Source organism: Amycolatopsis sp. CFH S0740 (assembly GCF_004522315.1).
Lineage (GTDB): Bacteria > Actinomycetota > Actinomycetes > Mycobacteriales > Pseudonocardiaceae > Amycolatopsis > Amycolatopsis nivea.
On record NZ_SDLS01000022.1, the window covers coordinates 63954 to 75553 of the forward strand.

At 69.0% G+C, this 11600-nt stretch carries 12 protein-coding genes; 3 read left to right on the plus strand and 9 right to left on the minus strand.

What is annotated here, in order from left to right; all coding sequences use genetic code 11:
* Positions 1 to 57: 57 nt before the first annotated feature.
* The 7 genes from EIZ45_RS30905 to EIZ45_RS30935 all read right to left on the minus strand — a co-directional run bounded on the left by EIZ45_RS30905 (position 58) and on the right by EIZ45_RS30935 (position 7799).
* Positions 58 to 558, minus strand: a complete 501-nt coding sequence (locus tag EIZ45_RS30905; RefSeq protein WP_037815377.1) for a hypothetical protein — start codon at positions 556 to 558, stop codon at positions 58 to 60.
* Between the two features lie 51 nt (positions 559 to 609).
* Positions 610 to 1767 carry a glycosyltransferase family 4 protein gene (locus EIZ45_RS30910; protein ID WP_037815379.1) on the minus strand — a complete coding sequence of 386 codons (1158 nt, stop codon included), beginning with the start codon at positions 1765 to 1767 and terminating at the stop codon, positions 610 to 612.
* Between the two features lie 91 nt (positions 1768 to 1858).
* Positions 1859 to 2509 carry an L-threonylcarbamoyladenylate synthase gene (locus EIZ45_RS30915; protein WP_037815380.1) on the minus strand — a complete coding sequence of 217 codons (651 nt, stop codon included), beginning with the start codon at positions 2507 to 2509 and terminating at the stop codon, positions 1859 to 1861.
* A 373-nt stretch (positions 2510 to 2882) separates the two neighbouring features.
* Entirely contained in the window at positions 2883 to 4079 is a 1197-nt protein-coding gene (locus EIZ45_RS30920) for a hypothetical protein (RefSeq protein WP_037815381.1), read from the minus strand.
* Between the two features lie 115 nt (positions 4080 to 4194).
* Positions 4195 to 6207, minus strand: a complete 2013-nt coding sequence (locus tag EIZ45_RS30925; protein WP_134667323.1) for a M6 family metalloprotease domain-containing protein — start codon at positions 6205 to 6207, stop codon at positions 4195 to 4197.
* A 305-nt stretch (positions 6208 to 6512) separates the two neighbouring features.
* The gene (prmC, locus tag EIZ45_RS30930) at positions 6513 to 7379 is read right to left on the minus strand and encodes a peptide chain release factor N(5)-glutamine methyltransferase (protein WP_037815384.1); all 867 of its coding nucleotides are present in this window, start codon (positions 7377 to 7379) and stop codon (positions 6513 to 6515) included.
* A gap of 75 nt (positions 7380 to 7454) precedes the next feature.
* Positions 7455 to 7799 (minus strand): MerR family transcriptional regulator, encoded by a 345-nt coding sequence (locus EIZ45_RS30935; RefSeq protein ID WP_037815386.1) that lies wholly within the window; start codon positions 7797 to 7799, stop codon positions 7455 to 7457.
* A gap of 56 nt (positions 7800 to 7855) precedes the next feature.
* On the opposite strand from EIZ45_RS30935, the gene EIZ45_RS30940 reads away from it, so the two are divergent.
* Together EIZ45_RS30940 and EIZ45_RS30945 are read left to right on the plus strand one after the other, a co-directional pair.
* On the plus strand, positions 7856 to 8593 hold the full coding sequence (locus tag EIZ45_RS30940) for an alpha/beta fold hydrolase (protein ID WP_134667322.1): 738 nt from the start codon (positions 7856 to 7858) through the stop codon (positions 8591 to 8593).
* The gene (locus EIZ45_RS30945) at positions 8590 to 9363 is read left to right on the plus strand and encodes a TIGR03619 family F420-dependent LLM class oxidoreductase (protein WP_037817409.1); all 774 of its coding nucleotides are present in this window, start codon (positions 8590 to 8592) and stop codon (positions 9361 to 9363) included. The genes EIZ45_RS30940 and EIZ45_RS30945 overlap by 4 nt, the downstream gene beginning before the upstream one ends.
* Before the next feature lie 95 nt (positions 9364 to 9458).
* Here EIZ45_RS30945 and prfA read toward each other — a convergent pair whose 3' ends face one another.
* Positions 9459 to 10529 (minus strand): peptide chain release factor 1, encoded by a 1071-nt coding sequence (gene prfA, locus EIZ45_RS30950; protein WP_037817408.1) that lies wholly within the window; start codon positions 10527 to 10529, stop codon positions 9459 to 9461.
* 81 nt (positions 10530 to 10610) lie between these two features.
* Positions 10611 to 10838 carry a 50S ribosomal protein L31 gene (gene rpmE, locus EIZ45_RS30955; RefSeq protein ID WP_037817406.1) on the minus strand — a complete coding sequence of 76 codons (228 nt, stop codon included), beginning with the start codon at positions 10836 to 10838 and terminating at the stop codon, positions 10611 to 10613.
* Between the two features lie 233 nt (positions 10839 to 11071).
* Between rpmE and EIZ45_RS30960 the strand changes: the two genes are divergently transcribed.
* Positions 11072 to 11596, plus strand: a complete 525-nt coding sequence (locus EIZ45_RS30960) for a hypothetical protein (protein ID WP_037817404.1) — start codon at positions 11072 to 11074, stop codon at positions 11594 to 11596.
* Positions 11597 to 11600: the final 4 nt, after the last annotated feature.

The window sequence follows — 11600 nt, forward strand, 5'->3', positions numbered from 1 at the left end:
GCCGAACGGTCCAGGACCTAAGTCCCGGATCCGGCTGGGACCCTTGTCCCGAATCCGTCAATTCGAGGCGGGAATGATGGTCGGGATACGCGCTTTGCGGAATGTCGCGAACTCCACAGCGGCCGCCACGAGAATGGCGACGATCATCGTGATCCCGAGGGAAAGCGGGTGCAGCACGGTGACGCCCTTGAGCAGAGTGAGCGCGAGGAACAGGAGGATGACCTTCGCCGCGTAGCCGCCGAGAGCGATGAGCATCACCAGCGAGGGGTCCTGTCCGGCGGATACCTTCATCATGCCCAGCGTCGACAGCGAGGCGACCATCGCCAGCACGCCGCCGACCAGGGCGCCGAGGAAGCCGTGCAGTCCGTTGAGGACGGTGAAAAGCACAATGCAGACCAGGATGAACGGCGGAGTGAACAGCAGCGAGGCGCGCGTCATCGAGCGCGCGAGCTGGCGCACCGGAGCGGCGTGCGGGTTCTCCGCGGAGGACGCAGCTTTGGCCTGAGCCGTGGCCTGGGACGTCTCGGGCGTCGTCTCCGGCGTCTCGGTGTCGCTCACTGCAATCGCTCCTCGTTCGGTTCGACCCGCCAGTATAGACCGCCCGCGGGCTCAGACCCCGTGGCGGTGCCGGGAACGCAGTCGCGGCACGAGAGAAACGAGCACCGCGACCACCAGTGCGGCGGCAATCGCCCAGAACACGACCGGGCTGTCGAAAATCGTGATGGAGACCGCTCCGAAAGAGAGAATTCCGGCCCACAAATAGATCAGCAGCACCGCGCGCCGTTGCGAATGGCCGATTTCCAGCAGCCGGTGGTGCAGATGCATTTTGTCAGCGGCGAACGGGCTCTGCCCGCGCCGCGTGCGCCGGACGACGGCCATCACGAGGTCGAGCACCGGCACGAAAAGCACGGCCACGACGACCACCAGCGGGGACAGCAGGGCGAGCGCGTCCGAGGCGGAGAACCGGGTGTAGTTGACCCGTCCGCTCGCCGACGTGGTGGCCCCGGCGAGCATCAGCCCGATCATCATCGATCCGGAGTCGCCCATGAAAATTTTGGCCGGCTGGAAGTTGTACGGAAGGAAACCGAGACAGGCCCCGGCGAGCGCGGCGGCGATGAGCGCGGGCGGGTAGGCGCCGAAGTCGCCGCCCGCGTTGTCGAGCAGGCCGATCGAGAACGCGCAGGTAGCCGCCGCGGCGATGAAGCCGAGCCCGCCGGCCAGCCCGTCGAGGCCGTCGACGAAGTTCATCGCGTTGACCATCACCACGACCATCACGACGGTCAGCAGCGCGCCCTGGTTCTTGTCCAGCACCAGCACCGAGCCGATGGAATCGCCGTTGCCGCCCCACGGCACCCAGAACGACACCCACTGCACGCCGAAGATGACGAGGATCCCGGCGCACATGACCTGTCCGGCGAGCTTCGTCCACGCGTCGAGTTCGAACCGGTCGTCCAGGATGCCGATGAGCGAGATGACGCCCGCCGCGAGCAGCACGCCGACCGCGTCGTAGGAGACGTCGAAACCGTGGCTGAGCGCGGGAAGCTGGTGCGCGAGGCCCATCGCGGCGGCAATCCCGAGGTAGATGCCGACGCCGCCCATCCGCGGGATCGGCTTGACGTGCACGTCGCGCGCGCGGGGGTTGGCGATCGCGCCGATCCGGATGGCCACGCGCCGCACGACGCCGGTCAGCAGATAGGTCACCGCGGTCGCGGTCAGCGCGACGAGCAAGTACTCCCGGATCGGGAGAAGTCCTTGGACTACAGGCATGACCGCGTCACGCCCGCCGGGAGGTCGGAGTCACCGCGCCACGCTACCGCGCCCGCGTGCGGCCACGGTGAACGGCAGTCACTTCCGCGGCTCAGTCCAGCGTCTCCTCGGCGACGCCGATCACCTCGGCGATGGCGGCCTTCGTGACCGCGCCCTCGCGCAGCACCAGCGGCTTGTCGCCGGTCAGGTCCACGATGGACGAAGCTACTGTTTCCCCGCTCGACCCGCCGTCGAGGTACACCGACACCGAATCGCCGAGCTGCTCCTGCGCGTCTTCGACGGTCGAAGCGGGCGAACGCCCGGAGACGTTCGCGCTCGACACCGCCATCGGGCCGACGTCGCGCAGCAGCTCGAGCGCGACCGGATGCAGCGGCATCCGCAGCATCACCGTGCCGCGCGAGTTGCCGAGATTCCACTGCAGACTCGGCGCGTGCGGCAGCACGATCGACAGGTCGCCCGGCCAGAACGCCTCGATGAGCGCCCGCGCCTGCGGCGGAACGCCGAGCACCAGACCGTCCACAGTGGACCAGGAGCCGACGAGGACGCCGACCGGCATGTCCGGGCCGCGGTTCTTCGCCCGCAGCAACGCCTGGACGGCGCCGGAGTCGAACGCGTCCGCACCGATGCCGTACACCGTGTCCGTCGGCAGGACGACCAGCCGGCTCGACCGCACCGCGGCGGCCGCCGCGGACAGGCCTTCGGCTCGGGATTCGCGCTTGCCGCAGTCGTAGACCGCACTCATGCCGCGAAGCCTATCCCCCGCCACCCCGGGCAGGCGCTGCCGAGGTACGTGAGGGGAACCCCGAAGGAATCAGAGTCCAATGCCAGGAACTTAAGCGGAGTGGCCGCAGTCCCGCTCACCGTCCGCAAGAGACGCCACCACCGCCGAAATACCCGATTTATCCTCATATGCCCGTGTCTTGGGGTCGTGAGGGCCACCCTGAGGGAATCTGATTCCCTCAGGGTGGCCCGCACGGCCCGCACGTCCTGCGTCCCAGGCCAGGCGAGACCTTCGACCTGGGCGGACACGGCTCGAACGCACCTGCAGCGCCGCCTTAAGTTCCTGGCATGGGGAATCGGAGTCAATGCGGGTTCCCCTCACGGACAGTCAGCGGTCAGGCGCCGTAACTGGCCTGCTTCACCGCGAACACGTTGCGGTTTCCCGCGCCCTCCTGCAGCGACCACAGCAGATCCGCGTCCTTCGGGTCCTCCCAGTACGAAATGCTCTCCCCGCTGCTCACCCAGGAGTGCGTGGCCGGGCCTGCGGTCGGGGTCCAGTAGTAGAGCTGCTTCGCGGCGGACGAGTTGAACCACCAGCGGCCGTTGTGCGAGGCGACGCCGTTGAGGTTGTACCAGGGCAGCTTCAGCGCCTGGCTCGCCGTCGTGGAGGCGGCGAACGTCGTCGCGCCCGAGGCGAACGGGAAGCGCACCGCGCGCGGGGCGCGGTTCGGGTAGTCGGTGCAGTCGGCCTTGCAGGTGTACTCGGTCATCACGATCGACTTGCTGACCCGGTCCAGCGAGATGCTCGACCAGACCAGGTTCGTGCCGGACGTCGTGTGCGCGGCGACCGTGCCCACCTGCGGCAGCACGTAGCGGTAGTTGTGCGCGTAGTACTGGCCGCCGGACAGGCCGATCTGGTCCGCCGTGCCGCCCGAGTTGACCTCGAGGATCTTGCGCATGTCGAAGACCCGCATGCCGCCGCCGGTGTCGGCGACGTACAGATAGTCGCCGTACCAGGAGACGCCGCCGGCATGGATCGGGATGTCCTTGTAGTTCGGCGATGCGTTGGTGCCGGTCGGTTCGACGAGCAGGATCTTGCGGTACTTGTTCGGGTACGTCGCGTCCCAGTCGGCGAGCGTGATCCGGCTGCGGACCTGTTTGCCGCCGCATTTGTCGCGCGTGTACCAGCTGACCGCGACGAGCTGGTGCCCGTCGTAGTTGCCGCCGTTGTCGCCGCCGACCGCGTCGCGGCTGGTGGTGATGCCCTGCGGGTAGTTGGTGCAGTCGCTGTTGTCGCCGTCGTCGAACCGGAAGCCGCCGGTGAGCCCGGCCGGTTTGAAGGTGGACGGCAGCGCTTGGCGGTCGTGGTTCGCGTTGTCCATGACGGTGTGCACCGGCACGGTGTGCAGCTTCCCCGCGAGGCCGGAGTAGACCGCGTCGTACTTGTGGTAGTCCGAGGTCAGCGTGTATTCGCTGGCCGGGAGGGTGGTCGGTCCGGCGGCGGCGGACGCGCTGGTGGCGCTCGCGGTGAGCGCGCTGGCGGCGATGAGCGCCGCTCCGCAGCCGGCGGTGATGCGATGACGCAAGAACATGGACTCCCCCAGAAGTCTGATTGTTCGGCCGCCTCAAGGTAGGGGGTCGCTCGATTCAGGGCAACCCGGTCGAAAGGCGCCATCCGCCGTTCGGACGGATGGCGCCTTTCGTGGCTCAGAACCCGATCGCGGTACAGGCGGTCGTCGTGGTCTTCGCCGGGTCGGCGATCGACGTCGCGGTCAGCCGCACGCGAGCGGTGTGCGGTGCGCCCGCCGAGCGTTTCGCGTACGCCTGGATTTGCGTCGAGCCGCCGAACTTGGCGGTGGCCAACGCGTTCGGGAGCCGGACTTCCCAGCCGCGGGTGTCGGTCGACGCGGTCAGCCGGTAGGTGTCCTGGTCGTACGGGGCTGTCGCGCCGCGTGCCGAACCCTGGTTCGACAGGCGGAAGTCGCAGGTAGCGAGGCCACCGCGGGCGAACGCGGGCAGTGCGGGCCACAACCACGCGCCGCGCGCCTGCGGTCCGGAGCCGTCGAGCGACGCGACGGTGACCGTGTACGACAGCACGCCGCGGCTGTCGCGGTCGAGGTCGGTGACGAGGAACCGCAACCGGTTGGCCTCGTCGGTGTACTCGTAACCGCTGGACGCGCCGGTGCCCGCCTTGAACGTGGCGTCGTTGAGCTGCCGGTAGTCGCCGACGGTGATCTTGACCGGGGTGCCGTCCGGGCGGACGTAATCGGTCAGGCCGATGTCCTGCGGGTTCGCGTCCACGATCCATTCGAACGGCGCGGCGTCGCGGCTCTTGGTCTTGGCCAGCAGGACACCGGAGTCCGGGGCGAACGAGTCCGAACCCATCCGGTCGACGACCTCCACGCTGTAGTGGTCATATCCGCCGCCGTCGCACTTCGGGTCCTTCGCGGGATCGCACTTGGGCGAACGGTCCCCGCCGGTGAGCGCGATCGTGATGCCCGCGTACGCGCCTTGCTCCGGCACCGCCTCCCGGGCGGTCACGCGGGCGGTGACCGGACCGGTCGTGGCGAGCTGGTTCCGGTCGAGGTTCAGGACGGACTTCGGATCGACGATGCCGAGCTTGAGTTTGTTGCGCAGCATGTGGTGCGCGCCCATCGAACCGCCTTCGGTCGCCGGGATCTGCCAGCGCGTGTGCGGGCCGCCGGGACCGTTGAAACTGCCGCGCGACAACATTTCCCACGGTCCGGTGTAGGACCGGCGGGGCGGATCGCCGAACGGGTTGTTGTAGTTGTCGCCGATGCCGAGGATGTGGCTGAACTCGTGCGCGAACACGCCCTGGCCGGAGCTTTCCGCCTGCGTCGAGGACCCGTTGGCCGCGTTGGGCCAGATGGTCGACGCCGACGCCCACGACGTCCACGGCACGTACCGCGTGTGCGCCCAGTTCTGGTCGCCCGGTTTGCTGCCCGGCGGGCCGAATTCGGCGGACACGTTCTCCTTCGAGCCGAATTTCATCTCGCCGAATTCCTGCCACGTCGAGCTTTCGTCCTGGCCCGCGGAAAGGAAGAAGACGAAGTCGAACTGGTCGGCGACCGGACCGACGTCGGCGCGCCACGCGTCGCCCGCGTCCTTGCGCAGGTCCCGGGTGCAGTCGGCGTCCGCCGGACAGTCCTGCGGCTGCATTTCCATGCCGTACTCGAAGGATTTGCCCGGCATCCGGTAGGGGCCGAACGCGGTGAGGTCGACGCCGAACCGGCCGCCGGAGTCCTCCATCCAGTACTCGTTGATGGTGTGGCCGTGGTTGAGGGTTTCGGGTTTGTTGAGGAAATCCTGGTAATGCTGCGCGACTTTCTCGCGCGGCAGATTGCTGGCCGACGGAGACGGATTGCCGAAGACGGTCGAATGCGGCGGCTTCGTGACGACGAAATCGGCATCCGGGTAGTCGGCGAGCACGACGGCGCCCTTGAACTTGCGCACGGTCGGCTTGAGCGACGGGTCGGCCCAGTTGGTGCCCGGGACGTGGCGGTAGTCCTGCCAGGTCATGCTCGCCTGGTCGGCCCAGTGCGCGGAGTCCAGCGGCGCGGGCCAGCCCTGCGCGATCGGATCAGCCGCGGCGGTCCCGGCGAGCAACGCGGGAGCCAGCGCCGCGACCGCCACGACGACAGCGACCCGGCCGCGCCTCGTGCGAGTGCGGTGATTCCGGCGGGGTAAGGGGGATCTCATCGTCGCTCCTCACTTCTCCGCCGGTCCGCCCGGCGGTCCCGAGGCCCGACGCTAACGGTGATCGTTAGGCGAGCGAACGAAATCCACCCCGCTGCCGCACGACGAAAGTCGGGCAGGAGCAGGGCAAAGGTGCGAATGGCCCAGTGCGGGGGCCGGGCAGCGCCGCGGGAAGTACGTGAGGGCCACCCTCATTGACTCTGATTCCCTCAGGGTTCCCCTCACGCACGCCAGCGGTACGTGAGGGGCTCCTTCACGGACTTGGATTCCCTCAAGGAGTCCTTCACGGACGTTGGGCGAAGCGGGGCTCAGCCGAGTCGGCGGGCGGTGACGAATCGTGCGCGGCCGCTGTAGTCGGGGTGGTCTTCGACGCCGGTCAGCACCCGGCGCGCCCGAACCAGCGCGGGCACTGCCGAACCGTGGGTGTCGTCGTGTTCGATCGCCAGTCCGCCGCCCGGGCGCAGCAGTCGCGCGCCGGCCGCGATCGCGTGCCGGATCACTGCCAGCCCGCTTTCCTCCGCGAAGACCGCGCGGGCCGGGTCGTGTTCGCCTACCTCCGGCGGGACCGGGGTGCCCTCCGGGACGTACGGCGGGTTGCAGAGCACCAGGTCCACGAGACCGTCGAGTTCGGCGAACATCGTCGGGTCCGCGATGTCGCCGGAGTAGAGCCGGATCGGGGTGTTGCCCGCCGCGGTGTGCACGTCGGCGTTGTGCCGGGCCCAGGCGAGCGCCTGCGGGTCGACGTCGACCGCGTAGACCACCGCGTCCGGGCGTTCGTGCGCGAGCGCCAGCGCCAGCGCGCCGGACCCGGTGCACAGGTCGACCACCACCGGGTATTCGCGGCCCTGGAGGAACTTCACGCCCCATTCGAGGAGCAATTCAGTTTCCGGGCGCGGGACGAACACGCCCGCGCCGACGTTGACCGTGATGTTGCCGAGCGCGGCCCAGCCGGTGAGGTACTGCAGCGGGATCCGCTTGGCGCGCTGCGCGACGAGCTGGCCGATCGCGTCGATCACCGGCGGGTCGACCAGCGGCACCATCGGCAGCCTGCCCCGTTCGACGCCGAGCACGTGCGCGGCGATGAGATCCGCGTCCGACCGCGGCGATTCCACGCCCGCCTCGGTGAGGATCCGGGTGGCCTCCATGATGGCCAGGCGCAGCGGCTGCCGATTCACTGGTCGTCCTTCACTCGTCGAAACTGCCCCCGGAGGGGGTGCTGCCCAGCGTATCGACCCCCGGCCGCGCGGGGGTCACGCCTGGCCGAGATATCCGGACAGGACTTCGCGTCGCTGGGCGAGATCCCCGATCCGGCGGTCCACCTCGGCCAGTTCCCCGCGCAGCCTGCGCACCAGTTCCGGGCACAGGTCGAGGTGCGCGGCGGGTCCGCTCGCGCAGTCGAGCATCCCGGCGATCATCTCCGTGGTCAGGCCCGCGGCCAGCAGTTTCCGGATCTGGCACACCCGGACGACGGCCTCCTCGTCGTACACCCGGTACCCGCTCGTGTTGCGCTCCGAGGCCAGCAGGCCCTGCTCGCCGTAGTACCGCAGCAGCCGCGGCGCGACGCCGGTGCGCTGCGCGAGTTCGCCGATCAGCATCCGATTTTCTCCTGCTTCTGGCCTTCACACTGGTGTCAATCCTTAACGTCGCGAACATGACAGAACATTTCGCGCCCTTCGTCGCCGGACAGGGCCCCGGCCTGCTGCTCGCCCACGGCGCGGGCGGCGGCGTGACCGCCAATTTCGGTCCGCTGCTGGACGATCTCGCCCGCACGCACACCGTGGTCGGGGCCGATTACCCGGTCGCGGGCGGCACACTCGACGAACTCGCCGACGGACTGGTCGCGACCGCCGTCGACGCCGGGGTCGAGAAGTTCGCCGTGCTCGGCTACTCGCTCGGCACGGCCGTCGCGGTCCGCGTGGCGACCCGGCATCCCGAGCGCGTGACCGGCCTCATCCTCACCGCGGGCTTCGCCCGGCCGGACGCGCGGATGGAACTGGCGCTGGATGTGTGGGCAGAGCTGCTGAAAGGCGACCGCACTCTGCTCGCCAAGTACTTGATGCTGACCGCGGTCAGCGAGCCGTTCCTCGCCGCGCTGACGCCGGAGCAGGTCGCCGAGGCGGTCGCCGGGTTGGCCGCGTCGGTGCCCGCGGGGACGGCGAAGCAGGTCGAGCTGGTCCGGAAGGTCGACACCCGGGCGGAATTGGCGTCGATCGCGGTCCCGACGCTGGTGATCGCCACGACGCTGGACTCCCTCGTGCCGCCAAAGCACTCGCAGGAGTTGGCCGCCGGAATTCCCGGCGCGGAGCTGGTCGAAATCGCATCCGGGCACGGCATCGGCGAGGAAGCGCCGGAAGCCTGGCTCACCGCGATCCGGAAGGTGCTGCGATGAGCCGCCAGGTGGTCCTGCCGAACGAGTCCCCCGACCTGACCCCGCGCCGCCTCGCCGATCTCGCCCGGCTGGCTGAGGAGCTGGGGTACGAATCCGTGTGGCTGCCGGACCACGTGCTGCCGCCCGAGCCGTTCGGCGAGGTCTTCGGCGGCGTGTACGAACCGCTGGCGACGCTCGCCTATCTGGCCGCGGCGACCGAACGCGTGCAGCTGGGCACGTCCGTGGTGATCGTGCCGCTGCGCGAACCGCACCTGCTGGCCAAACAGGCCGCGACGATCGACCGGCTGTCCGGGCACCGGCTGGTGCTGGGCGTCGGCGCGGGGTGGAACGAGCCGGAGTTCGCGGAGATCGGCGCGGATTTCCCCCGCCGCGGCGCGACGCTGGACGAGACGCTTTCGTTGCTGGATCAGCTGTTCACCACCGGACGAGGCCGATCCGGCGGGTATTTCGAACCACGGCCGGAGGGCCGGATCCCGATTCTGGTCGGCGGGAATTCGACGGTCGCGCTGCGCCGAGCTGTCCGGGCCGGAGACCAATGGCTCAGCGCGGGCCTCTCACCGGAGGTTTTCGCGGAGCGGGTCGCGAAGCTGTCCCAGCTCGACCCGGAGCGGCGCGTGCGGCGGATCGCCAGGCAGCAGTACGACGAAGAAACTGCCGTCGAGACCTACCGTGCGTACCGGGACGCCGGGGCGGACGCGGTGGCCGTGCATTTCGGGGATGACAAGGGATACGAGGAACGGATGACGGCGTTCGCCGCGGCGACCTCGTGAGTGCCTGACCCAAGGAAAACCGCGGCCGCCGATTCCATTGTGGACGGACAGCGCGCCGCTCGGATTGCTTGGCCTGGCACCGATTTCGGTGCTGGTCAGCCCGACTGAGCGGCGAGCCGTTCCTCCCGGTCGGCCGAGGCCAGCGCGTCCAGCACCCCGTCCAGTTCGCCGTCGAGGACCTGGTCCAGGTTGTACGCCTTGTAGTTCACCCGGTGGTCCGAGATCCGGTTCTCCGGGAAGTTGTACGTCCGCACCCGCTCCGAACGGTCCACCGTCCGGACCTGCGAACGGCGCGCGTCCGACGCCTTCGCCGCGGCCTCTTCCTCGGCGACCTGCTGCAGCCGGGCCTGCAGCACCTGCAGCGCCCGCGCGCGGTTCTGGATCTGCGACTTCTCGTTCTGGCACGACACGACGATCCCGGTCGGCAGGTGGGTGATCCGCACCGCCGAGTCGGTGGTGTTGACGCTCTGCCCGCCGGGGCCCGACGAGCGGAACACGTCGATGCGCAGGTCGTTCGGGTCGATTTCGACCTCGACCTCTTCCGGTTCCGGATAAATCAGCACGCCGGACGCGGACGTGTGGATGCGGCCCTGCGATTCCGTCGCGGGCACGCGCTGCACCCGGTGCACGCCGCCCTCGAACTTCAGCCTCGCCCAGACGCCTTCGACGTCCGCGGTCTTGCTCTTGAGCGACAGCGTGACGTCCTTGTAGCCGCCCAGGTCCGACTCCGTCGAGTCGAGCACCTCGGCCTTCCAGTTGTGCCGCTCGGCGTAGCGCAGGTACATCCGCAGCAGGTCGCCGGCGAACAGCGCGGATTCCTCGCCGCCCTCGCCGGACTTGATCTCCATGACGACGTCGGAGCCGTCGTACGGGTCGCGCGGCAGCAGCAGTTCGGTGAGTTTCGCTTCGAGCTGCGGGATTTTCGCCGACAGCTCCTCGGCCTCGGCGGCGAACGCCGCGTCCTCGGTCGCCAGCTCCTTCGCCGCGGACAGGTCGTCGCGGGTCTGGTCCAGCTCGCGCACCGCACGCACGACCGGGCTCAGCTCGGCGTAGCGGCGGCCCAGTTTGCGGGCCCTGGCCTGGTCGGCATGCACCGCGGGGTCGGCGAGCTGCTGTTCCAGCTGTGCGTGCTCGTCGAGCAGCCCCTTGAGCGAACTCGAATCCACTTCGCCGTCTCCCTCTCGCGAACAGGCCCGGACAGAACAACGGCGCCCACCCGGGCGTGCGGGTGGGCGCCGTTGGACAAGCTACTTGGCGTCGGTCTTCTGCTGACGCTTGCCGTAGCGCTTCTCGAACCGGGCAACCCGGCCACCGGTGTCCATGATCTTCTGCTTGCCGGTGTAGAAGGGGTGGCAGTTCGAGCAGATCTCGACGTGGATCTGACCCGACTCCTTCGTGCTGCGGGTGACGAAGGTGTTCCCGCAGTTGCACGTGACGGTCGTGGTCACGTATTCGGGGTGAATACCGCTCTTCATGGTGTCCTCTCTCGTTGGCCCCGGGTCCCCAGTACGGGGTGAACCGGTGCCGGACTTCAGCGGGTCATTCTGCCAGACGTGCCGACAAGGGCTTCAACACACCCCGGTGACCAGGTATTCCGCCGCCGGTCGCGACCGTGGGTAGTGAAGGACATTCGCATTGTACGGATTTTGTACCCGCTGGCGTGAAGCTGGCCGAGTTCGTGAATCGCTCACTTTCTGGAGGTCCGGACATGCGCACGACCGACCTGCTCACCCGGCTCGCGAAGCCGGCCGCGGCGCTCGCCCTCGCCGCTTCCGCCGCGGTCTTCGCGCCTGCCGCGAATGCTTCCGGCGGCATCACCGCGGCGGACGTGAACCCCGCCGCCGGAACGTTCTCGGAGCTTTCCGAGGCGAACCTGACCGGGGCGGGCGACGGCACCCCGGCCGGTGCGGTCGCCTGGTACAAGGCGCACGCCGGAAGCACCGGGTGGGAGCACTACTGCGAGAAGGCCGCGGAGAATTCGTACGGCGTCACCGGGGTGTGGGCGTCGGCCAACGCACATTGGAACGGCGCCAGCCCGAAGCACACCAGCGGCAAACCGCCCGCCGGTTCGTTCGTGTACTGGAACATCAGCGCCTACGGCCACGTCGGCATCGCGGACGGCAACGGCGGTTTCTACGCCACCAGCGTCGGCGGCAAGATCGGCCACGGCAGCTCCACGAGCTACTTCAACAACTACCGCGGCTGGACCCCGGCCGCCGTCCCCCGCCACTGAGCTT